Here is a 20,835-nt window from a genome sequence, read left to right as displayed (position 1 = left end):
GCTGACCTGCGCTTACCCGTCTCACACCGAGCTGAGGGGGATTGCGGGACGTGTTAGAATGGGGTCAGCGAAAGGGGCAGAGGACACATGGTTTTCAAGGTCGGAGAGACCGTCGTCTACCCGCACCACGGTGCCGCTCTCATCGAAGCAATAGAGACACGCGTGATCAAGGGCGAGGAGAAGAAGTACCTCGTTCTCAAGGTCGCGCAGGGTGATCTCACGGTTCGCGTACCCGCTGACAACGCCGAGATCGTAGGCGTGCGTGACGTCGTCGGCCAAGAGGGTCTCAACCGCGTCTTCGATGTTTTGCGTGCTCCTCACACCGAGGAGCCGACCAACTGGTCACGGCGGTATAAGGCCAACCTGGAGAAACTCGCCTCCGGCGATGTGAACAAGGTTGCCGAAGTGGTGCGAGACCTCTGGCGGCGTGAGAAGGACCGTGGCCTATCCGCGGGTGAGAAGCGGATGCTGGCCAAGGCTCGACAGATACTGGTGAGCGAATTGGCACTGGCCGAGGGCACCGACGAGGACAAGGCCGAGGTCCTCCTCGACGAGGTTCTCGCCACAGCCGCGGCGGTCTAGTCCACCCCGCAGTACGGGAAACACACAGTGCAGAGTTCCGTCGCGCTTGCGGTCGTGCCGGCGACCGGAGTGGTTTCCGTACAAGGCATGCCATTGACAGAGCGTGCCGTGCGTACCTTGCAACAGGCTGGGTGCGTGCGGCACGTTTTTGTTTGCACACCCATTCCGATTGATATCACGCTCGGCGGCTGCACAGTTGTCGTCGGTGATCTGCACGCCGCGCTCGCGAGAGCCGCGCAGCTGTTCCCGGACGTCAGGTTCGGCCTGATCCACGACGTCGAACGTGCCGCAACCCCGCCCGAGGTCGTCGAGGCCGTCGTGGCCGAGCTGGAACGCGGCGCACAGGCAGTCGTCCCCGTCCTGCCGCTGACCGACACGGTCAAGGAGGTCAGCCCGGACGGCCGGATCCTCGGTACCAGGGACCGCGCCGAACTGCGGGTGATGCAGTCCCCGCTCGGCGCGCCGATCGAACTGCTCCGCCAGGCGGCGGACCCGCGCCGCCCCGGCGTCCCGCTGACCACAGTCGACGGTCATCCCCACGGCCTGCGTATCCGGACGGAGATCGACGTCGCTAGCGTGACCCTGTGATCCCACGGGTAGGAACCGCCGTCGACGTCCATCCCATCGCCCCCGGCCGTGACTGCTGGATGGCGGGATTGTTGTGGGAGGGCGTCGACGGGTGCGACGGCCACTCCGACGGCGACGTCGCCGCGCACGCGTTGTGTGACGCGTTGCTCAGCGCAGCGGGCCTAGGTGACTTGGGCGCGGTGTTCGGCACCGGTGACCCGCGCTGGGCCGGTGCGCACGGTGTCGAGTTGCTCACCGAGGTCCGCCGCAGGCTCGACGAGGCCGGTTTCCAGGTCGGCAACGCCACTGTGCAGGTCATCGGCAACGAGCCCCGGATCGGCAAGCGCCGGGCGGAGGCCGAACGGGTCCTGTCCGACGCCGTCGGCGCGCCCGTGTCGGTGCTGGGGACGACGACCGACGGGCTCGGCCTGACCGGGCGGGGCGAGGGTGTCGGGGCCATCGCCAGTGCCTTGGTCGTCCCCGCTTCGGGAACTTCTGTGGAAGGCGAACCAGCGCAATAGGCTTGCGCCATGGCTTCACTCCCAGACAATGTCAAGACGATCGTCGACGGCAAGAACTTCGCGACGATCGCGACCATCAACGCCGACGGCAGCCCGCAGACCTCCGTCGTGTGGATCGGCCGCGACGGCGACGACCTGCTCGTGTCGACGGTGAAAGGCCGGTTGAAGGACCGCAACCTGCGCCGCGACCCGCGGGTGAGCGTCACGGTCGTCGACCACGAGAACCCGTACAACTACTTCGAGGCACGCGGCACGGTGACGTTCACCGAGAAAGGCGGCTCCGAGCTGATCAACACCCTGTCCCACAAGTACACGGGCGGGGACTACACGGGCGACGAGGGCACGGACAACGTCCGCGTGATCGTGCGGATCACGCCGGAGAAGCTGACCGGTTACGCGCTCTGACACATGGTGGGAAACGGCCGGGCGGCTGCGACCGCCCGGCACATAGCCTGGGAACCATGACGATCAACGGGGTTCTCTTCGACTTCTCCGGCACGCTGTTCCGGCTGGAGCCGGACCTGACCGGGTTGACCGGTCTGGACGGCCGTCCGCTCGACGGCGAGCGGCAGGCCGAGATCATGCGCCGGATGACGGCGCCGACCGGACTGCCGGAGGGGCTGCCGGAACACCTGCACGAACACTGGGACACCCGCGACCTCGACCCGCCGACGCACCGGGAGCTCTACCTCGCCGTGCTGCACGCGTCCGGCGTGGGAAACCCCGGACTGCTGTACGACCGGATGCTGGACACCGCCAACTGGGAGCCGTACCCGGACACGGCGGCCGCGGTGAAAACCCTGGCAGCCGCCGGAGTCCCGGTCGGTGTGGTGTCCAACATCGCGTGGGACATCCGGCCTGCGTTCGAACGGATCGGGATAGCCGGGCTGGTCAGCGAGTTCGTGCTGTCCTATCAGGAGGGTGCGATCAAACCGGACCCGCGGCTGTTCACCGTCGCGTGCCGGCGCCTTGGCGTGCCCGCCGAGCAGGTGCTGATGATCGGCGACAGCGAGGAGGCCGACGGCGGCGCGGCCAAGATCGGGTGCGCGGTCGCGTTCGTCGATCCGCTGCCGGTCGAACAACGCCCGCACGCACTGCTGGATGTTCTCGCGGAGAACGGCTGGTAAACCCGATCGGGCGCTCCCGTACCATCTGTGCGTGAGCCTTCACCTGTATGACACGGCGACCCGGAGCACGCGGGAGTTCCACCCCGCGCGGAACGCAACGGCGTCCATCTACGTGTGTGGGGCCACGGTGCAGGGCATTCCACATATAGGCCACGTCCGCGGGGCGCTGAACTACGACGTTCTGCGCCGGTGGCTCGCGCACGGCGGCCTCGACGTCACGCTCGTTCGCAATGTCACGGACATCGACGACAAGATCCTGGCCAAGGCCGCGGACGCGGGCAGGCCGTGGTGGGAGTGGGCGCAGATCCACGAGCGCGCGTTCGAGGACGCGTACGAGGCGCTCGGCTGCCTGCCGCCGTCGTACATGCCGCGTGCGACCGGACACGTGACCCAGATGGTCGAGCTGATGCAACGGCTGATCGACATGGGGCACGCGTACGCCGCCGCCGGTGACGTGTACTTCGCGGTCAGCACGTTCCCGCAGTACGGCGCGTTGTCCGGGCAGAAGCTGGAAGAGGTCCAGCAGGGCGAGAGCGCGGCCACGGGCAAACGCGACAGCCGCGACTTCACGTTGTGGAAGTCCGCCAAGCCAGGTGAGCCCTCGTGGCCGACGCCGTGGGGACCCGGCCGTCCCGGCTGGCACCTGGAGTGCTCGGCGATGGCCACGGCGTACCTGGGCAGCGAGTTCGACATCCACGGCGGCGGGATCGACCTGATCTTCCCGCACCACGAGAACGAGCAGGCCCAGTCGCACGCGGCCGGGGACGGGTTCGCCCGGTACTGGCTGCACAACGCCTGGGTGACCATGGCGAGCGAGAAGATGTCGAAGTCGCTCGGCAACGTCGTGTCCATTCCGGCGATGCTGCAGCAGGTGCGCGCGCCGGAACTGCGGTACTACCTGGTGACGCCGCACTACCGGTCGATGATCGACTACTCCGAGGCGGCGCTGCACGAGGCGGTCGTGGCGTACGGGCGGATCGAGACGTTCGTGCGCAACGTGACGGGCAGGCTCGGCGCTGTCGAGCCGGGCGCGGTGACCGCCGAGTTCGCCGCGGCGATGGACGACGACCTCGGTACGCCCGCGGCGATCGCGGCCGTGCACAACGCGGTCAGGGAAGGCAACACCGCCCTGTCGTCCAACCAGGACAGCGAGGCCCGCGCGGCGGCTTCGGCCGTGCGCGGGATGATGGCCGTTCTCGGTCTCGACCCGTTGTCGGACAGGTGGTCGGAGGAGTCCACAACGGACGCCGCGCACCGCAACGCACTGGCGTCGCTCGTCGGCGCCCTGCTGGAGGAGCGGCAGCGGGCCCGCAAGGAACGCGATTTCGCGGCCGCCGACGCGGTGCGCGACCGCCTGCTCGCCGCCGGCATCACCGTCGAGGACACCCCCGACGGTCCACTTTGGACATTGAAGGACAGTTAGCGTGGCCGGCAACTCAAGGCGTAAAGGCGCGATGCGCAAGGCTGGTACCAAGAAGGGCGCGGTTGTCGGCTCAGGTGGCCAGCGGCGCAAGGGCCTGGAAGGCAAAGGCCCGACGCCCAAGGCGCACGAGCGCCCGAACCACAAGGCGTACCGCAAGCCCGGTGCGCCGTCGCAGCAGAAGCGCCAGGACAACCGCCGCGACAGCGGCCCGACGTCGGAACTGGTGGCCGGGCGCAACCCGGTCGTCGAGTGCCTGCGTGCCGAGGTCCCGGCGACCGCGTTGTACGTGGCGCTGGGCGTGGACGCGGACGACCGCGTCACCGAGGCCGTCCGGATGGCCGCCGACCGGGGCATCTCGGTACTGGAGGTTTCCCGGCCGGAGCTGGACAAGCTCACGAACAACGCCGTGCACCAGGGCATCTCGCTGCAGATCCCGCCCTTCGAGTACGCCCACCCGGACGACCTGCTCGAAGTGGCGAAGAACTCCGGCGAGGACGCGCTGCTGGTGGCGTTGGACGGCGTCACGGACCCGCGCAACCTGGGCGCCGTGATCCGCTCCGCGGCGGCGTTCGGCGCGCACGGCGTGGTCGTGCCGCAACGCCGCAGCGCCAGCATCACCGCTGTCGCGTGGCGCACCAGCGCGGGCACGGCGGCCAAGCTGCCGGTGGCCGTTGCGACGAACCTCACGCGGACGCTGAAGGACTGGGCCGACACCGGCCTGATGGTCGTCGGCCTGGACGCGGACGGCTCGATCACGATCGACGAGCTCGAACTGGCCAACGGCCCGCTCGTGGTCGTCGTCGGCTCCGAGGGACGCGGCCTGAGCAGGCTCGTCCGCGAGCGCTGTGACGAGACGGTGTCGATCCCGATGGCGGCGGGTGTCGAGTCGCTGAACGCCTCAGTCGCCACCAGCGTCGTCCTCGCCGAAGTGGCCCGCAGGCGCAGGGTCGCGGGGCGGATCTAGAAACACCGCTTGGTCGCGCTGGTCGTTGCCGCCACGCAACACGCCCGACATCGCCCCAACCCGGCTGATCACCAGGCCACGACGAAGATGTCGGTCGCGTGGGGCGGGGCGGCAACGACCGGCTTGCGGCGACCAAGCCCCTCCCCGAGCGAAGCGAGGACAATCAAACACTGTCGGGATATGGTCTGCTGGGCCCTGTCCTTCCACTGAGGTTGTCGATGTCCTTCGCCACGCCGCTGTTCCTCTGGTACTTCATGCCAGTGGTGCTGGTCGCCATCCTGGTGGCGCCGCGCAGCTGGCGGAACGGCATCATCGCGGTCGCCAGCGTGTTCTTCTACGCGACCGCCGCGGGCGCGGACACCTGGCTGCTGCTGACCACGATGGTGGTCAACTTCGTGACCGGGCCGTTGCTCGAACCGGACCAATGGGACCGCAACCGCAAGCGGCGCCGCACGATCCTGTTCGCGGTCATCGCGTTCGACCTGGCCATCCTGGCGATCTGGAAGTACGCGGGGTTCGCCACCGAGCAGCTGGCCGCGCTGGCGCGGATCTTCGGCGGCGACTTCCCGGTCACGCACCTGGCGTTGCCGATCGGCATCTCGTTCTACACGTTCCACCACATCTCGTACGCGGTGGACATCTACCGCGGCGAGCGGCACGCCGCACGCAACCCGGTGGCGTTCGTGGCGTACATCGCGATGTTCCCGCAGCTGGTCGCGGGCCCGATCGTGCGGTACAGGGAGATCGCCGACCAGCTGCCGCAGCAGCGCAGCCACCGGCTCGACGACATCGCGTCCGGTTTCCCGCGTTTCGCGCTGGGCATGTGCAAGAAGGTCATCATCGCGGACTCGCTGTCGCCGTTCGTGAGCGCCTGTTTCGCCACGCCGGACGACCAGATGACGTTCTCGATCGCCTGGCTCGGCGCGATCGCGTACACGCTGCAGCTGTACTTCGACTTCTCCGGCTACTCCGACATGGCCATCGGTCTCGGCCGGATGCTGGGCTTCCGGCTGCCGGAGAACTTCGCGCGGCCGTACTCGTCGGTGACGATCACCGAGTTCTGGCGGCGGTGGCACATGTCGTTGTCGCGGTGGTTCCGCGACTACGTCTACATCCCGCTGGGCGGCAACCGGCACGGCGCCGCGAAGACGTACCGCAACCTGTGCATCGTGTTCGTGCTGACCGGGTTCTGGCACGGCGCGAACTGGACGTTCCTCGTCTGGGGCCTGTTCCACGGCGCGCTGCTGATCATCGAGCGCGGTTTCAACCTCGAGGCCGCGCCGACCCGGCGCGGTCCTCGGATCGCCCGGCGCACGCTGACGATGCTGCTCGTGGTGATCGGCTGGGTGTACTTCCGCGCGGACGACATGACCAGCGCGTCGGCCATGGTCGGCCACATGTTCCTGCCGGACTTCGACGGCCTGACCGACATCGCCGACAGCGCGCTGACCAACCAGCGCCTGCTGGTCATGATCGCCGCGCTGGCGATCCTGTTCATGCCCGCGCAGCCGGTGACGGGTCCGCTGATCGAGTCTTCCCGCAGCAGGTCCGCCACCGTCGTGCGCGTCGGCGTGATGACCGTCGGCCTCGCCTACGCCGCCGTCCTGGTCGCGTCGGGGACGTTCAGCCCATTCCTCTACAACCAGTTCTAACCTCGTGAGTGTTTAGTCCGGTTCTAACCGGACTAAACACTCACGAGGTGTCACACGACGTATCCGCCGTCGACGGCGAGCTCCGCGCCGCTGACGTACCGGCCGGATTCCCCTGCCAGGTAGGAAACCGCTGCGGCGACGTCCCATGCCTCGCCGTACTTGCCGAGTGCGACGACGGCCCGGTTGTCGTCGGCCGTCGGGCCGTCGGCCGGGTTCATCTCCGTGTCGATCGGTCCGGGGTGGATCAGGTTCGCCGTGATCCCCTGTGCACCGAGGTCCCTGGCCAGGCCCTTGGTCAGGCCGATCAACGCGGTCTTGCTGAGCGAGTAGAGCGAGTACGCGGGCCCGGCCACGCGGGTGGCCGCGCAGCTGCCGATGGTGATGATCCGGCCGCCGCTCGTGAGGTGTGCCGCCGCTGCCCGCGATGCCACGAACACCGCCTTCACGTTGATGTTCACGATGTGGTCGAAGTCCGCGATGGACAACTCCGTGATGGGCGCGAACACCGCCGCGCCCGCGTTGTTGACGAGGATGTCGAGCCGTCCGAACTCCGCGACCGTCTCGGACACCGCGTCCTGCACGGCTTGCGCCGAGGCGCTGTCGGCCTGGATCGCCAGTGCGCGACGGCCCACTGCCTTGATCTGTTCGACCACCTCGGCGGCCCGGTCCGCGCTCTGGTTGTAGGTGAACGCGACATCGGCACCGTCCTTGGCGAGCCGCACCGCGGTCGCCGCGCCGATTCCCCTGCTGCCACCGGTGATCAGTGCGACCTTGCCTGCTGCTGTGTTCATGTCCTCAATAGAAGCTTGCGCAGGCAAGGAGTGCTGGCGCCTTTCCGCCACGGCGTTTCAGTGCAGCAGCAACAGGACCTGCAACTCGCCGACGAGGAACCCGATCACCGCGCCGACCGCGATGAGCTTCCACTCGTCCTGCCGGAAAGCGGGCCGCAGCAGGCCTTCGTACTGGATCGGGGTGAGCTGCTGCATCTGCGTGATGATCGTGTTGCGGACGTCCAGCGCGTTGCTGGCGTAGTCCTCGACGTGCTTCACCGTCGTCGGCAGCAGTTCGATGGCACGCGCGGCGGCCCGCTTCTTCATCTCCTGGTACCGGCGTGAGCCCACCGTCAGCACGACGAGCGGCTTGACGAGGCTGACCTGCGTGTCGATCGCCCGCTGGACCTCGCGCTGCACCAGCAGGAACAGCTTGTCGGACTTCGGACCGGTCAGCACGGCTTCGAGGACGTTCTGCACGGTCAGCACCTCGCGGGCGATCATGTCGCCGTAGTCGCGGGCGACCTCCATCCGGCGGCGCTGGAACATCCCCTGCCAGGTGAGGAACAGGAACCTCTTCGGTTCACGCGGGAAGAAGATCATCTTCAGGGCGAGCCAGTCGGTCAGCCACCCGGTCAGCCCGCCGAAGATCGGCATGATCCACGGGCTGTGCGTCAACGCCCACGCGCCCAGCTGCACGAGACCGAGCACGAATCCGAAGTAGATGCCCGAGTGCGCGATGAACCGCATCTCCGGCTGCGCGGTGTCCCTGATCAACCGGTTGAGCAAAGCCTTGTCGCGCACCAGGTTCCGCACGGCCATGTCGCGGACGTCGAGCACTTCCTCGATGTTGCCCGCGATCTGGCGCATCAGGTTCTCGACCACGCGCGGCGCGTCCGCCTGAACCTGCCGGATCAGCCGTTCCTGCGCGCCCGACGGCAGCATCTCCCACAGCTGCGGCTGGTACTCGGCCATCAACTCGCGGGTGACGTCCTCGACCGCGCGCAGCAGCGGCTCGCGCAGCTCCTCGGCGACGCGTTCGGGGTCGAGCCGCGCGAAGATCTCCTTCGGCCGGATCAGGTTGGTGGTCAGCAGTTCCATCGCGACACCGGCCATCCGGTGGGCGTTGCGCGGGATCACGCCCTGCCAGCCGATGAACGTGCCCTTGACGCCGGTGAACTCCAGTGGCCGGTACATCATCTCGATCGCGACGCGCTTGGTGACGTAGCCGATCACCGCCGCGATGAACGGCATCGACACGTAGACCACCCACTGTGGAATCAGGATGGCCTCCCCTGGGCTCGCGCGTCCTACCCGGTCTGTGACAGTACCCGCGGGTGTGCCCGGACACGGGCGAGTGCTTCGGTCTTGATGTGCGATTCGCCGACGCTGTCGCGCAGCATCTGCAGCAGCACCTTGATCGAGCGGCGCGTGACCCCTTGGTCGATCGGGTCGTCCGGCAACCGGTAGAGGCGTTTGGCCCACGGCGGCAGCAGGTCGAACGCGGCCTTGTTGAGCAGCCTGCTGCCCGCGCGGGCCACGGGGGTGTTGCCGATCGGGCCGGTGAAGAAGTCGACGACTTCGGCCGTCTCCTCGGAGAACGTCAACTGCGGGCGCATCCCGGTGAAGTACGCCTCGACCTCGGCCGCGGTCTTGGGTACGCCCGTCGCGCCGAGCATCTCGGTGATCACGGCGTACTCCGCGAAGTACCGGTCGATGTCGGCCTCGGACACCGGGTCCGGGTGGTAGCGCAGGTGCGCCTGGATGATCCCGTACGCCTGGGTCACGCCGGTCCAGATCAGGTGCGGGGACGCGGACGCGTCGTACGGCCTGCCGTCGGGCATCGTGCCGTGGACGTGTTCGTGCATCCGGCGCACGGTTTGCGCCATCTTCTCGGCCACCGGGGTGCTGGCCCAGCACATGGTGTTGACGAACGAGACCGTGCGCCCGAGCCTGCCGAGCGGGTCGTCCTTGTACACCGAGTGCCTGTTGGTGCCGTGCATGGTCGGTTCGTGCAGCGAGCCGAGGATCAGGCCCATCACGCCGCCGACCACGCCGGACGGGTCGTCGTGGACGTACCACATCACCGAGTCCGGGCCGAACAGCCCGGGGTCGCCCGGCGGGCCGGTGTACTGCTCGCCCGGGAGCTTGTCCGCGTTGAGCGACTTGGCCCAGGTCGCCGCGATGCCGTGCTTGAGCCTGCCCAGCGTCGCCAGGTCGCCGAGATCCAGCAGCCGTGAAACCAGCACGAGGCCTCCTGAGACAAAGCGGCCATGTTTGTTTCAATGTCTCACCCGTGCCGGGCGCTGTCAACGGATCACGGCCCGCGGCGATAACCCCAGTGTGCACGCACTGGGGTTCTGGCTGAAGGTGGTCGCGGCGATGGTCGCCGCGTTCGGGCTGGCCGGGCTGGGGTTCGACGTCGAGAACGGTTACGCCGACGGCGGCAGCTGGACCGCGTTCGTGCTCGTCGAGGCGGTGGCCACCGGTCTGGCGCTGCTCGGCCGCAGGTGGCACGAGGCCGAATCCGTGCGTTGGCTCGACGTCGCCGACCGGCCGGGCACACGCCGGTTCCGGCCGAGCGCCAACGCGCGGTGGCTGCCGCGCGGAGCCTGGCTGGAGTTCCCCGACCCGCTGCCCGAGGTGCCGGACGTGACCGGCGAACCGGAGATCGACATCCCCGACGAGGGCGTCCCACCGGACCACACACTCCGGCGGCTGTGGCTGGTCCGCGCCCAGCTCGCCGCGCACCTGGACCAGCCGACCGCACGGGCCCGCCGGAAGTTCCCCGGAGCGAGGACGCTGGCGATCGCGTCGGCCGGGCTGGGCGTGGCCGCGGTCTTCGTGGTCGGCGGCTCACTCGACACCACCAGCGAGAGGTTCGTGCTCGGCCCGACACTGGCGTGCGTGTTCCTGCTCGTGCCGTTCACACGAGCGCTGCTCGCCCACACCGAAGGCTTCGCGCTCGTCGCCAAGCGCAAGCGTGCCCTGCAACAGGCCGAAGCCAGGCTGATGGAGATGGACAGCAAACGTCCGGGCGGCCCACTGGGCGGCCCGGCGGCAGGCGCGGGCGAGGTGCCGTACACACCCCCGACCGTGCCGCCGGAAAGGCTGCCGTCGTGACCAGTCGCTACGGTGATCGCCATGGCCGACTGGGTGGTGTACGTGGCGATGCCGTTCGTGGCGGCGGCGCTTGGCTACGTCACCAAACGGATCGCCATCGAGATGATGTTCCGGCCGCTGCGGTTCGTCGGGATCCCGCACACCTTCCTTGGCTGGCAAGGGGTCGTGCCGCGCAACGCGGAACGGATGATCCGCATCGCCGCCGAGATGCTGACCACGCGGCTCGTCGACGCCCGTGAGGTGTTCGCCCGGGTCGACCCGGACCGGCTGGCGCACGAGCTGGAGACCGCGCTCCTGGTCGAAGTGGACGCGATCACCCGGTCAGTGATGGCCAGACACCACCCGGGGCTGTGGGAGACGCTGCCGGTGCTGGCCCAGGACGTGATCGTCAAACAAGTGCAGGCCGGTGCGCCGGACGCGGTCCGCAAGATCGTCGAGACGCTGCACGACACCGTCGACCAGGTGCTGGACATCAAGGAGCTCGCGGTCGACGTGCTGCGCCGCGATCCCGCGCTGATGGTCCGGCTGATCAAGGACGTGTCCCGGCCGGAGATGGCGTTCATCGCCCGCAGCGGGATCTACTTCGGCTTCGCGCTGGGTGTGGTGCAGACCCTGGTGTGGGCGCTGACGAAGCAGCCGCTCGTGCTGCCGCTGTTCGGGATGTGCATCGGGTGGTTCACCGACTGGCTCGCCATCAAGCTCGTCTTCTTCCCCCGGGAACGCCGGTTCGGCTTCCAAGGTGTCTTCCAGCGCCGCCGGGACGAGGTCGCCGAGCAGTACGGCGCGCTGGTCGCCCGTGAAGTCGTCACCGTGCCCAACATCCTCGATTCCGTCCTCAATGGACCCAGGGCGGACCGGTTGCGGGCGCTGGTCGATCGCGTCGTTCGGGAGACCGTCGACAACCAGGTCCGGCTGGCCAGGCCCCTTGTCGCCACGGCCATCGGGTCACACCGCCTGGAAGCCATGAAGCAGGATGCCGCTTTGCTGGCTGTCGAGCGGTTGCCGGACACTGTTCGGCACGCTGAGGCGTACCTGGCTGAGACTTTTGACGTCGGCAACACGATCGCGGGCAAGATGCGGGACCTGACCCGGGTCGAGTACGAGGAGTTGCTCCGGCCCGCCTTCCGCCGTGACGAGTGGAAGCTCATCGCGGTGGGTGCGATCATCGGGTTCGCCGTGGGCGAGCTTCAGGTTCTGCTTCTGCACTAGGTGTGCTGTCCGGATCACGCTGTCGCGCGGGCCTTCGAGAACACCCTGGCGCCCAGGTAGATCAGGAATGAGATCGCCGTGACGAACGCGCTCACCGGGACGCCTGGCGCCAGCGACAGGATGATGCCGCCGAGCACCGCCACCTCCGCGAACACCACGGAGAGAATCGTCGCTCGTACCGGGCTCGCGGTGATTCTGCAGGCCGCCGCGGCTGGCGTGACCATCAACGCCAGCACCAGCAACGCGCCGACCGTCTGCACTCCCAGCGCCGTTGCGACACCGACCAGGACTGCGAAGATCGGGGACAGCACACCTGTCGGGACTCCGCGTGCCTTGGCCACGTCGGGGTCCACCGAGGCGAACATCAGCGGTCGGTAGATGAACGCCAGGACTCCCAGCACGATCACCGCGCACACCGACAGCAGCACGATCGAGGTGAAGTCCGTGCTCACGATCTGGCCGACCAGCAGGCCGAACTTGTTCGACGCGCGTCCTGGGTACATCCACAGGAACAGCACACCGAGGCCCAGTCCGAACGCGAGCACGACGCCGATCACCGAGTCGTGTTCCGAGCCTCGGCGGGCCAGCAGGCCCAGCACCAGTGCGGCGATGATCGATCCGGCCAGTGCGCCGTAGGCGACTCCGACGCCCAGCAGCAACGCCGCCGCGCCGCCCGTCACCGCGAGCTCGCTTGTGCCGTGCACCGAGAACGCCATGTTGCGGCTGACTATCAGCGGTCCGAGCACGCCTGCGAGCAGGCCGAGGATCGCCGCTGCTATCAGTGCGTTCCGGACGAAGTCGTACTGGAGCACTTCGATGGTCTTGTCGAAGTCGAAGAACTTGTCCATCAGTCCACCTGCAGGTGGTGGGGCTGGTCGGACTCGATCGCGCCCTGCGCGCCGACCACGATGATCTGGCCACGCACCCGCACCACGTCGATCCGCGCGCGGTAGAGCTCGGTGAGCGCTTCCGAGGTCATCACCTCGTCCGGCGTGCCGATCCTGAACCGGCCGTCCACCAGGTAGAGCACCCGGTCCACCAGCGGCAGGATCGGGTTGATCTCGTGCGTCACGAACAGCACCGAGGTGCCTGCGTCCCGGCGGCGTTTGTCGATCAGCCGGCTGACTGCCTGCTGGTGGGCGAGGTCGAGCGACAGCAGTGGTTCGTCGCAGAGCAGGACGTCCGGGTCGCACACCAGCGCCTGGGCCACGCGCAACCGCTGCTGCTCCCCGCCGCTGAGCAGGCCGACCGGCCGGTTGGCGAACTTCTCCGCGCCCACCGCGCTGATCGCCTCGTCCACGCGGCGCTTGCGGTCGCGCCTGCCCTTGAGCCCGATCCCCCAGCGGTGGCCGTCGTAGCCGAGTGACACCAGGTCACGGCCGCGCAGCGTGATCGTCGGGTCGAGCGCCCGCTGCTGCGGGATGTAGCCGATGCCCATGCCGTCCGGCATCTCGATCGTGCCGCCGGTGAGCTTCTGCAGGCCGAGCAGCACGCGCAGCAGGCTCGTCTTGCCCGAGCCGTTCGGGCCGAGCACCGCGACGAACTCGCCCTGTTCGAGCTCGATGTCCAGGCCGGACCAGAGCGCGCGCTTGCCGTAGGAGAGCTGCGCGCCCCGCAGGGCGACGCGCGGTGGCGCCGGCGTCCCGGTTACTTCGTCAGCGCGCTGGATAGCGCATCCACCTGCTTCGTCATCCAGTCGACGTAGCCGCCGACACCCTCGGGCAAGGTCTCGGTGACCTGCACGATCGGGAGCCCCGCCGACTTCGCGGCGTCTCCCAGCTGCTTGGTCACCGGCGTCTCGGTCTGCTCATTATTGACCAGGGCGGCGACCTGCTTGTTCTTGACCAAGTCGGTGGTCTGCGCGATGGCCGTGGCAGGCGGGTCGGTCTCCTCCTCGACGGCCTTCGTGAACTCCTCCGGCGTCGCGTTCCTCACCCCGGCCGCTTCGAGCAGGTACTCCGGCACCGGCTCGGTGACGACCACCTGGAGACCGGGCTTGGTCTTGCCGATCTGCGCGGCCTTGGCGGTCAGCTCGTCGAGCTTGCCGCCGAACGCCTGCGCGTTCTTCACGAACGCGTCCTTGCGGTCCGGTGCGACGGCGCCGAGCTCCTCGGCGACCTTGTCGGCGACCTTCCTGACCGTCGGCAGGTCGTACCAGACGTGCTCGTTGCCGCCCTGCGGCTTGCCGGACACGTCGAAGGCGACGACCTTGCGCGCGTCCTTGCCGGACTCGTTCACCATCCCGGTGAAGAAGTCGTCGTAGCCGCCGCCGTTGTAGACCACGACCTTGGCGTTCTTCAACTCGGTCGCGTCGGTCGCGCTGGCGGCGTACGAGTGCGGGTCGGCGCCCGGGTCCTTGAGGATCGACTTGACGTCGACCTGGTCGCCGCCGACCGCCTGCGCCACGCTGCCCCACACGTTCGTCGACGCCACCACGGTGACCTTGCCGCCTGGCTGCGGCGGCTCGGCACCCGGTGACGAACCACAACCCGCCACCACGAGGGCCACAGCCGCTATCGAACCAATGAGTCGGGCGCTCATGCGTACTCCTGCATGGAAATGGAAACCGTTGTCGTCTTCACTCAGACTACAACATGTCCACCCTTCCGATTCCACCATTCAGGTGACGCCCATTACCCACAGCGATCTCTGCCAAGTCAGCCCACGCCACAAAGGCCGCATTCGTTGCACCTGAAGCACCGAAGGCCACATCGGTTGCACTGGGCGCAACCGATGTGGCCTTCGAGGCGTGGTGGTGTCAGCCGATCAGGCGCTCACCCGTCTCCGGGTGGAACAGGTGCACCTCGCTGGCGTCGCGGACCGCGATCTTGACGTTCTGGCCCAGCTGCGGCGGCGTGCGGCCGTCGACACGCACGACGAAACGCTCCGAGCCGTCACCGATCTTCACGGCACCGTGCACCAGCGCGTCAGCGCCGAGCTCCTCGACCAGCTCGACCGTCATGTCGATGCCCTGCTCCTCGACACTGGCCAGGCGCAGCGACTCCGGGCGGATGCCGAAGGTCACCGTGGCCAGGCCCGCGCTCTGGGCCGCGGTCAGCGCCGCACGCTCCAGCGGCACGACGACTCCGTCGAGCTTGGCGCCGTCGGAGGCCAGCGGCACGGTCTTGAGGTTCATCGCGGGCGAGCCGATGAAGCCCGCCACGAAGGCGTTGGCCGGCCGGTCGTACAGCGCGCGCGGGGTGTCGCACTGCTGCAGCAGGCCGTCCTTGAGCACCGCGACGCGGTGACCCATCGTCATGGCCTCGACCTGGTCGTGGGTGACGTAGATGGTGGTCGTGCCGAGGCGCTGCTGGAGGGCCGCGATGTTGGCGCGGGTCTCCACACGCAGCTTGGCGTCCAGGTTGGACAGCGGCTCGTCCATCAGGAAGACGCTGGGCTCACGCACGATCGCGCGACCCATGGCGACACGCTGCCGCTGGCCACCGGAAAGGGCCTTCGGCTTGCGGTCGAGGTACTTGGTGAGGTCGAGCATGGCGGCCGCCTCGGCCACCTTCTCCTTGATCTGCGGCTTGGGGGTGCCGCGCAGCTTCAACGCGAAGCCCATGTTCTCGGCGACCGTCATGTGCGGGTAGAGCGCGTAGGACTGGAACACCATGGCGATGTCCCGGCCCTTCGGTGGCACGTTGGTGACGTCCTTGCTGCCGATCTGGATCGTCCCCTCGTCGACGTCCTCCAGCCCGGCGAGCATCCGCAGCGCGGTCGACTTGCCCGACCCGGACGGCCCGACCAGAACCAGGAACTCGCCGTCGGCGACATCCAGGTCAAGCTGGTCCACGGCGCGCACCGGCGGGCTGCCGGTGAACACCCTGGACGCGCCCACGTACGAGACCTCGGCCATGTGTTGTCCCTTCGGTTACTGCTGTGTTCTCGCTCACCGTAGCTGGGTTTTGGGAAAACGTCAGCCATCAGCGCGTATCGAAGTGGTGTAGACCAAAGTAACCGGTTACCCACTGCTATCCGACGTTTCTACCAGGCTTGATGACCGTTTTGAATGGTCTAGACCAACAGGTGGAATTTCGCGGCCCGGACCTCGGGAAACGACGAAGTGATCCGGTCACCCCAAGGCGGACTTCTGCAATTGGTTCTGAACCGTTACCGTCACCGCATGGCGCGGTCAATACATGTACGGCGACCGGCGACGCTGGCCTCGCTGGCGGCCGAACTGGGGGTCTCCCGGACAACGGTGTCGAATGCCTACAACCGGCCCGACCAGCTGTCTCCAGAGCTTCGCAGAAGGGTCCTGGAGACCGCCAGACGGCTGGGCTACCCGGGTCCCGACCCGGTGGCCCGCTCACTGCGGACCCGCAAGGCGGGGGCGGTGGGCCTGCTGCTCACCGAGAACCTCTCCTACGCGTTCCGCGACCCGGCGGCGCTCGGCTTCCTCGAGGGGCTCGCGCTGGCGTGCGAAGGCGCGGGACAGGGTCTGCACCTGGTTCCGGTGAACCCCGAGCGCGAGGACGTCGCGGCCGTGCACCGGGCCGGAGTAGACGGTTTCGTCGTCTATTCGGTGCCCGACGACGACCCGCACCTGGCCGCCGTGCTCTCCCGGCCGGTACCGACAGTGATCGCCGACCAGCCGCACATCGAAGGCGTCGACCGGGTCGGCATCGACGACGGCACCGCCATCACCGAACTGGCCAAGAAGCTGATCGCACTCGGCCACCGCCGCATCGGCGTGGTCTGCATGCGGCTGGCCCGTGACCGCAACGACGGCTTCGCCCCGGTGGACCGCCAGCAGAACGCCCACTTCCACGTCCAGCGCACCCGTCTCGGCGGGCTGGCCGCCGCGTTCGCGACGGTCGGCGTCGAATGGGCCTCGGTGCCGGTCGTCGAGCGCTTCGACCACAGCAGCGCGATGGGCGCGTCGGCCGCGGCCCAGCTGCTGGACGCCGACTCCCAGCTCACGGCGCTGATCTGCACGTCGGACATCCTCGCGCTGGGAGCGCTCGCCGAGGCGCGGCGCCGAGGCCTGCGCGTCCCGCAGGACCTGACGATCACCGGCTTCGACGGCATCGCCGACGCCGAGCGCGCCGGCCTGACCACCGTCCGCCAGCCCGTCCTGGAGAAGGGCAAGGCGGCCGGCCGCCTGCTGCTCAGCCCGTCCGAGCGGACCCGGCCCCGCAGCATCACGCTGGAGACCGAGTTCCTGCCCGGCACGACCTCCGCCGCACCCCGGACCGCCGAGGAACGGTGGTTCGGCCCCTGAGCCGTCAGACCATCGCCAGCGGCACGGCTGGACTCGTCAGCGGGCCCAGCTTGCCGATCACGCTGTACGTGCCCGCCTGCACGGTCGTGCGGCTCGACGGGCAGCCGGGCGCGGAGGTCCGCCCCGCCCACTTCACTTCGAACTCCTGGCGCTCGCCCGGCTGCATGATCCGCAGGTCCGGCCGGCTCGAGCCGTAGCAGTCCCTGCTCGACCACAGCCGGTTCACACCGTCCACAGAGGTCACGACGACCTCGCGCAGCGCCCGGCTGATGTCCCTGGTGCACGGCACGGCACCGGCGTTGGCGATCACGAGTCTCAGCACCGGTCGCTGACCGACTCTGTACTGTGGCGCGCCCAGTTCCACAGTGACCTGCATGGCGGTGTCCGCGCACGGCAGGTTCGGGTCCGGCGGGGGCGGCGGCGGTGACGTGGTCGTCGTCGGAGTGGTCGGCGTCGGGGCTGGCGCCGATGTGGTCGACGAGTGCGACGACCCCGGCGGTGACGGCGGTGGCGGGCTGGACGGCGGCTGCGATTCCCGCGCGCTCGCGTTCTTGTCCTCGACCTGCGTCCCGTCGCCGAAGAATCCACCGGCGGCCCAGCCGAGCACCACGAGCGCGACAACCACGCCGCCGATAGCGACCATGCGCCGACGCCAATAGATAGACGTTGGCTCATTCATGTGGGAAAAGTAACTCCACCACTACCGTGAGCAGTGGATCTTACATTCACTAGATCGGGTTGTGTTCGCCGCGTGATGTCCATCTACAGACAATTGCGCCGCCGGGCGGACTCGGGTTCCATCGTGGGTATGAGTGCCATCGACGAGCTGTTGCGCCGCAATGCCGGACTCACCGAACGTCAACTCGGGGACCGGTCCACCCCGCAGCCGTCGATGCGCGTCGCATTGCTGACCTGCATGGACGCCCGGATCCGGGTGTTCGCGATTTTCGGGCTGGCCGAGGGCGAGGCGCACGTGCTGCGCAACGCGGGCGGCGTGGTCACCGACGACGTGGTCCGGTCGCTGGCGCTGAGCCAGCGCAAACTCGGCACCCGCGAGGTGATGATCGTCCAGCACACCAACTGCGGACTGCAGACGGTCACCGAGGACGGCTTCAAGGACGAGCTCGAACAGGCGAGCGGGCTGCGGCCGACGTGGTCGGTCGAGGCCTTCCGCGAGGTCAAGGACAGCGTGCGGACGTCGATGAACCGGGTGCGGCACGCGATCTACCTGCCGCACACCGACCTGGTCCGCGGCTTCGTCTACGACGTGCACACCGGGGAGCTCACCGAGGTCGTCTGAGAGAATTCCGGTCGATGGACGAACTGTTGATCGACTGGTACTCGAAGAACAAGCGTGACCTGCCGTGGCGCGAGCCGGGCACGACGGCGTGGGGCGTGCTGGTCAGCGAGATCATGCTGCAGCAGACGCCGGTCTCGCGCGTCGAGCCGATCTGGCGGGAGTGGCTGGCCCGGTGGCCGGTGCCGTCCGGCCTCGCCGCCGTCTCGCAGGGCGAAGTCGTGCGGGCGTGGGGAAAGCTCGGCTACCCGCGCAGGGCGTTGCGGTTGCACGAGGCCGCTGGCGTGATCGCGCGTGACCACGGCGACGTCGTTCCGTCCGATGTGGACACTCTGCTGGCGTTGCCGGGCATCGGCGCGTACACCGCGCGGGCGGTGGCGGTCTTCGCCTACGGCCAACGGGCCCCGGTCGTCGACACGAACGTCCGGCGCGTGGTCGCCCGCGCGGTGCACGGCGCGGGCGACGCCGGTCCGGCGTCGAACACGCGCGACATGGCGGACGTGGAGAAACTCCTCCCCCACGAGGACGAACCGGCCGCGACGATGTCGATCGCGCTGATGGAACTCGGCGCCCTGGTCTGCACGGCGAAGAACCCGCGCTGCGTCGACTGTCCACTGTTGACAGATTGCGCGTGGCAGCGGGCAGGCAGGCCCGAGTACGCCGGCCCGCTCAAGCCGGTGCAGCGGTTCGCCGGAACCGACCGCCAGGTCCGCGGCCTGCTGCTGGATGTCCTGCGGGACACCGACGGCCCGGTCGAACGAACCAGGCTGGACGCGGTCTGGGCGGACTCCGCGCAGCGCGACCGCTGCCTGGACTCACTGCTGGTCGACGGCCTGATGGAACAAACCAAGACCGGCCTGTTCGCCCTGCCCGGCGAACACTCACGAGGTCATCCGCGCAGGGGGCCGGGGTAGAGGTACTGGTCGGCCGGGATCTTGTCGCCGTGGAACCAGGCGTCGAAGAAGCCGCGCAGGTCCTGGTTCGCGGTCTTCTGCACGAACTCCTCGAACTGCGCCCACGAGGCGTTGCCGTCCTTGTGGGTGGCCGTCCACTCCTTCAGCACGCGGTTGAAGGCGTCCTCGCCGACCTGCCTGCGCAGGGCGTGGATCGCGAGGATGCCCTTGTCGTAGACGCCGTGGAACTCCTTGCCCTTGCCCATGCCGTAGAGCTTGTTCGCCCAGTACTGCTCACGGGTGCGCACCTTGTCGATCGCCGAACGGTAGCGCTGGTCCAGGTTCTGCTTGTCCTTCGCCTCGGCCCACAGCCATTGCGAATAACTCGCGAAACACTCGTTCAGGCAGATATCGGCCCAGGTGTCCACCGAGACGGAATCACCGAACCACTGGTGCGCGTTCTCGTGCACCACCGTCTCCAGGTTCGTCCATTTGGCGTAGATCGGCCTGCCCTGCGTTTCCAACGAGAACCCGATGTCCTCGTTCAGGTAGATCCCGCCCGCGGCTTTCTGCGGATACGGCCCGAATTTGGAGCCGAGGAACTCCAGGATTTCCGGCAGCCGCGATTCCAGTTGTTTCTTGTTCTCCACGCCGGGCGCGTACGCGGTGACCACCGGCGTGCCGTCGGCCAGCGCCGAGCGCTCGAAGGTCCACTTGTCGATCCCGACCGTGGTCAAGTACGTCGCCAGCCGCGTCTCCTCGACCCAGCGGAACGTGGTCCACCCGTTGTCGGTCGAGCTGGGCTCCTCCCGGCCGTTGGACACGACCGACCAGCCGGACGGCACCCGCGCGGTCAGCCGGAACGCCGCCTTGTCGCGCGGGTGGTCGTTGGCGGGGAACCAGAACGTGGCCGAGTGCGGCTCACCGGCCACGAACGCCCCACCGGACTTGGACTTCTGCCAGCCGTTCGTGCCCAGCTGCCCGTCGTCCTTGAGTTCGGGCTTGCCCTTGTAGCGCACGCGCGTGGCGAACGACGCGGCCTTGGCCACCGGCGCCGCCGGTGTGATCACCAGCTCGTGTTCCCCCTCACGGGCGAACTTCGCCGGTTTGCCGTCGACGTCGACACCCGCGATGTCGAAGCCGATCAGGTCCAGGTTGAACTCGGTCAGCTCGGCCGTGGCCTTGGCGGTGACGGTCGTGTCGCCGTCGAGGATCCCGGTGGCCGGGTCGTAGCTGATCGAGACGTTGTAGCCGGCGACGTCGTATCCGCCGTTGCCGTCCCGCGGGTAGTACGGGTCACCGGCGCCGTCCGCCGACGGGGCCGCGGCGGGCTGACCCGGCTGCGGCTGCGGCGCCTGGTTGTCCGGTGGTGAGCTGGTGCACCCCACGACCAAGATGGATGTCGCGACGAACATCGCGGCGATACGGCGGCGTGGGTGGTCCATGCGGCCTAACGTAACGAACGCGACGTGAGGATGAG

22 protein-coding genes are annotated in these 20,835 nt (G+C 68.3%); 13 read left to right on the top strand and 9 right to left on the bottom strand.

Annotated features, from left to right (window positions below; translation table 11 throughout):
• The first annotated feature begins 87 nt into the window (after window positions 1–87).
• The 8 genes from AOZ06_RS02420 (at window position 88) to AOZ06_RS02385 (ending at window position 6,836) form a co-directional block, all read left to right on the top strand.
• Window positions 88–582: a CarD family transcriptional regulator gene (locus AOZ06_RS02420; protein ID WP_033392499.1), complete on the top strand. Its 495-nt coding sequence runs from the start codon at window positions 88–90 to the stop codon at window positions 580–582.
• A gap of 87 nt (window positions 583–669) precedes the next feature.
• On the top strand, window positions 670–1,170 hold the full coding sequence (locus tag AOZ06_RS02415; RefSeq protein WP_157232766.1) for an IspD/TarI family cytidylyltransferase: 501 nt from the start codon (window positions 670–672) through the stop codon (window positions 1,168–1,170).
• The gene (ispF, locus tag AOZ06_RS02410; protein ID WP_083471459.1) at window positions 1,167–1,670 is read left to right on the top strand and encodes a 2-C-methyl-D-erythritol 2,4-cyclodiphosphate synthase; all 504 of its coding nucleotides are present in this window, start codon (window positions 1,167–1,169) and stop codon (window positions 1,668–1,670) included. The genes AOZ06_RS02415 and ispF overlap by 4 nt, the downstream gene beginning before the upstream one ends.
• 9 nt (window positions 1,671–1,679) lie before the next feature.
• Window positions 1,680–2,075, top strand: a complete 396-nt coding sequence (locus AOZ06_RS02405; RefSeq protein ID WP_054287902.1) for a PPOX class F420-dependent oxidoreductase — start codon at window positions 1,680–1,682, stop codon at window positions 2,073–2,075.
• A 56-nt stretch (window positions 2,076–2,131) separates the two neighbouring features.
• Window positions 2,132–2,797, top strand: a complete 666-nt coding sequence (locus tag AOZ06_RS02400; protein WP_054287901.1) for an HAD family hydrolase — start codon at window positions 2,132–2,134, stop codon at window positions 2,795–2,797.
• A 31-nt stretch (window positions 2,798–2,828) separates the two neighbouring features.
• Window positions 2,829–4,220, top strand: a complete 1,392-nt coding sequence (gene cysS, locus AOZ06_RS02395; RefSeq protein ID WP_054287900.1) for a cysteine--tRNA ligase — start codon at window positions 2,829–2,831, stop codon at window positions 4,218–4,220.
• A gap of 1 nt (window position 4,221) precedes the next feature.
• Window positions 4,222–5,184: a 23S rRNA (guanosine(2251)-2'-O)-methyltransferase RlmB gene (gene rlmB, locus AOZ06_RS02390; protein ID WP_054287899.1), complete on the top strand. Its 963-nt coding sequence runs from the start codon at window positions 4,222–4,224 to the stop codon at window positions 5,182–5,184.
• Window positions 5,185–5,402: 218 nt separating this feature from the next.
• On the top strand, window positions 5,403–6,836 hold the full coding sequence (locus tag AOZ06_RS02385) for an MBOAT family O-acyltransferase (RefSeq protein WP_054287898.1): 1,434 nt from the start codon (window positions 5,403–5,405) through the stop codon (window positions 6,834–6,836).
• Window positions 6,837–6,886: 50 nt separating this feature from the next.
• On the opposite strand, the gene AOZ06_RS02380 is transcribed toward AOZ06_RS02385, so the two are convergent.
• The 3 genes from AOZ06_RS02380 to AOZ06_RS02370 are packed head-to-tail and all read right to left on the bottom strand — an operon-like array spanning window position 6,887 to window position 9,855.
• Window positions 6,887–7,627, bottom strand: coding sequence for an SDR family NAD(P)-dependent oxidoreductase (locus AOZ06_RS02380; RefSeq protein ID WP_054287897.1), 741 nt, complete (start codon window positions 7,625–7,627; stop codon window positions 6,887–6,889).
• A 57-nt stretch (window positions 7,628–7,684) separates the two neighbouring features.
• Window positions 7,685–8,860, bottom strand: a complete 1,176-nt coding sequence (locus AOZ06_RS02375; RefSeq protein WP_054296368.1) for a DUF445 domain-containing protein — start codon at window positions 8,858–8,860, stop codon at window positions 7,685–7,687.
• Window positions 8,861–8,916: 56 nt separating this feature from the next.
• Complete coding sequence (locus AOZ06_RS02370) at window positions 8,917–9,855, bottom strand: oxygenase MpaB family protein (RefSeq protein ID WP_054287896.1); 939 nt, start codon at window positions 9,853–9,855, stop codon at window positions 8,917–8,919.
• A 94-nt stretch (window positions 9,856–9,949) separates the two neighbouring features.
• On the opposite strand from AOZ06_RS02370, the gene AOZ06_RS02365 reads away from it, so the two are divergent.
• Complete coding sequence (locus AOZ06_RS02365; RefSeq protein WP_054287895.1) at window positions 9,950–10,729, top strand: hypothetical protein; 780 nt, start codon at window positions 9,950–9,952, stop codon at window positions 10,727–10,729.
• 21 nt (window positions 10,730–10,750) lie between these two features.
• A complete protein-coding gene (locus AOZ06_RS02360; RefSeq protein WP_054296367.1) occupies window positions 10,751–11,938 on the top strand; it encodes a DUF445 domain-containing protein in 1,188 nt (395 codons plus the stop codon).
• A gap of 14 nt (window positions 11,939–11,952) precedes the next feature.
• Here AOZ06_RS02360 and AOZ06_RS02355 read toward each other — a convergent pair whose 3' ends face one another.
• The 4 genes from AOZ06_RS02355 to AOZ06_RS02340 form a co-directional block, all read right to left on the bottom strand.
• On the bottom strand, window positions 11,953–12,786 hold the full coding sequence (locus AOZ06_RS02355; protein ID WP_054287894.1) for a metal ABC transporter permease: 834 nt from the start codon (window positions 12,784–12,786) through the stop codon (window positions 11,953–11,955).
• A complete protein-coding gene (locus tag AOZ06_RS02350; RefSeq protein WP_054287893.1) occupies window positions 12,786–13,607 on the bottom strand; it encodes a metal ABC transporter ATP-binding protein in 822 nt (273 codons plus the stop codon). The genes AOZ06_RS02355 and AOZ06_RS02350 overlap by 1 nt, the downstream gene beginning before the upstream one ends.
• Entirely contained in the window at window positions 13,586–14,479 is an 894-nt protein-coding gene (locus AOZ06_RS02345) for a metal ABC transporter solute-binding protein, Zn/Mn family (protein ID WP_054287892.1), read from the bottom strand. The genes AOZ06_RS02350 and AOZ06_RS02345 overlap by 22 nt, the downstream gene beginning before the upstream one ends.
• Window positions 14,480–14,696: 217 nt before the next feature.
• Window positions 14,697–15,797 carry an ABC transporter ATP-binding protein gene (locus tag AOZ06_RS02340; protein WP_054287891.1) on the bottom strand — a complete coding sequence of 367 codons (1,101 nt, stop codon included), beginning with the start codon at window positions 15,795–15,797 and terminating at the stop codon, window positions 14,697–14,699.
• Window positions 15,798–16,064: 267 nt separating this feature from the next.
• Here AOZ06_RS02340 and AOZ06_RS02335 point away from each other — a divergent pair, with 267 nt between their 5' ends.
• Window positions 16,065–17,165: a LacI family DNA-binding transcriptional regulator gene (locus AOZ06_RS02335; protein ID WP_083471457.1), complete on the top strand. Its 1,101-nt coding sequence runs from the start codon at window positions 16,065–16,067 to the stop codon at window positions 17,163–17,165.
• A 4-nt stretch (window positions 17,166–17,169) separates the two neighbouring features.
• Here the strand turns inward: AOZ06_RS02335 and AOZ06_RS02330 are convergent, their stop codons facing one another.
• Complete coding sequence (locus AOZ06_RS02330) at window positions 17,170–17,808, bottom strand: hypothetical protein (RefSeq protein WP_054287890.1); 639 nt, start codon at window positions 17,806–17,808, stop codon at window positions 17,170–17,172.
• Window positions 17,809–17,973: 165 nt separating this feature from the next.
• On the opposite strand from AOZ06_RS02330, the gene AOZ06_RS02325 reads away from it, so the two are divergent.
• Both AOZ06_RS02325 and AOZ06_RS02320 read left to right on the top strand, forming a co-directional pair.
• Window positions 17,974–18,465 carry a beta-class carbonic anhydrase gene (locus tag AOZ06_RS02325; protein ID WP_054287889.1) on the top strand — a complete coding sequence of 164 codons (492 nt, stop codon included), beginning with the start codon at window positions 17,974–17,976 and terminating at the stop codon, window positions 18,463–18,465.
• A 14-nt stretch (window positions 18,466–18,479) separates the two neighbouring features.
• Window positions 18,480–19,376, top strand: a complete 897-nt coding sequence (locus AOZ06_RS02320; RefSeq protein ID WP_054287888.1) for an HhH-GPD family protein — start codon at window positions 18,480–18,482, stop codon at window positions 19,374–19,376.
• Here the strand turns inward: AOZ06_RS02320 and AOZ06_RS02315 are convergent.
• Window positions 19,352–20,800, bottom strand: coding sequence for a M1 family metallopeptidase (locus AOZ06_RS02315; protein WP_054287887.1), 1,449 nt, complete (start codon window positions 20,798–20,800; stop codon window positions 19,352–19,354). The two genes, AOZ06_RS02320 and AOZ06_RS02315, sit on opposite strands and share 25 nt — an antisense overlap.
• Window positions 20,801–20,835: the final 35 nt, after the last annotated feature.

The sequence above is a fragment of the Kibdelosporangium phytohabitans genome (assembly GCF_001302585.1).
Lineage (GTDB): Bacteria > Actinomycetota > Actinomycetes > Mycobacteriales > Pseudonocardiaceae > Kibdelosporangium > Kibdelosporangium phytohabitans.
Note: the sequence above shows the minus strand (reverse complement) of the source record. Positions and strands in the feature narration are given on the sequence as shown.

Excerpts from the sequence above, each read along its gene's own strand:
- AOZ06_RS02420 (WP_033392499.1), top strand. The coding sequence starts at position 88 with ATGGTTTTCAAGGTCGGAGAGACCGTCGTCTACCCGCACCACGGTGCC.
- AOZ06_RS02415 (WP_157232766.1), top strand. The coding sequence starts at position 670 with ATGCCATTGACAGAGCGTGCCGTGCGTACCTTGCAACAGGCTGGGTGC.
- AOZ06_RS02405 (WP_054287902.1), top strand. The coding sequence starts at position 1,680 with ATGGCTTCACTCCCAGACAATGTCAAGACGATCGTCGACGGCAAGAAC.
- AOZ06_RS02400 (WP_054287901.1), top strand. The coding sequence starts at position 2,132 with ATGACGATCAACGGGGTTCTCTTCGACTTCTCCGGCACGCTGTTCCGG.
- AOZ06_RS02385 (WP_054287898.1), top strand. The coding sequence starts at position 5,403 with ATGTCCTTCGCCACGCCGCTGTTCCTCTGGTACTTCATGCCAGTGGTG.
- AOZ06_RS02380 (WP_054287897.1), bottom strand. The coding sequence starts at position 7,627 with ATGAACACAGCAGCAGGCAAGGTCGCACTGATCACCGGTGGCAGCAGG.
- AOZ06_RS02375 (WP_054296368.1), bottom strand. The coding sequence starts at position 8,860 with ATGCCGTTCATCGCGGCGGTGATCGGCTACGTCACCAAGCGCGTCGCG.
- AOZ06_RS02360 (WP_054296367.1), top strand. The coding sequence starts at position 10,751 with ATGGCCGACTGGGTGGTGTACGTGGCGATGCCGTTCGTGGCGGCGGCG.
- AOZ06_RS02355 (WP_054287894.1), bottom strand. The coding sequence starts at position 12,786 with ATGGACAAGTTCTTCGACTTCGACAAGACCATCGAAGTGCTCCAGTAC.
- AOZ06_RS02345 (WP_054287892.1), bottom strand. The coding sequence starts at position 14,479 with ATGAGCGCCCGACTCATTGGTTCGATAGCGGCTGTGGCCCTCGTGGTG.
- AOZ06_RS02340 (WP_054287891.1), bottom strand. The coding sequence starts at position 15,797 with ATGGCCGAGGTCTCGTACGTGGGCGCGTCCAGGGTGTTCACCGGCAGC.
- AOZ06_RS02335 (WP_083471457.1), top strand. The coding sequence starts at position 16,065 with ATGGCGCGGTCAATACATGTACGGCGACCGGCGACGCTGGCCTCGCTG.
- AOZ06_RS02330 (WP_054287890.1), bottom strand. The coding sequence starts at position 17,808 with ATGGTCGCTATCGGCGGCGTGGTTGTCGCGCTCGTGGTGCTCGGCTGG.
- AOZ06_RS02325 (WP_054287889.1), top strand. The coding sequence starts at position 17,974 with ATGAGTGCCATCGACGAGCTGTTGCGCCGCAATGCCGGACTCACCGAA.
- AOZ06_RS02320 (WP_054287888.1), top strand. The coding sequence starts at position 18,480 with ATGGACGAACTGTTGATCGACTGGTACTCGAAGAACAAGCGTGACCTG.
- AOZ06_RS02315 (WP_054287887.1), bottom strand. The coding sequence starts at position 20,800 with ATGGACCACCCACGCCGCCGTATCGCCGCGATGTTCGTCGCGACATCC.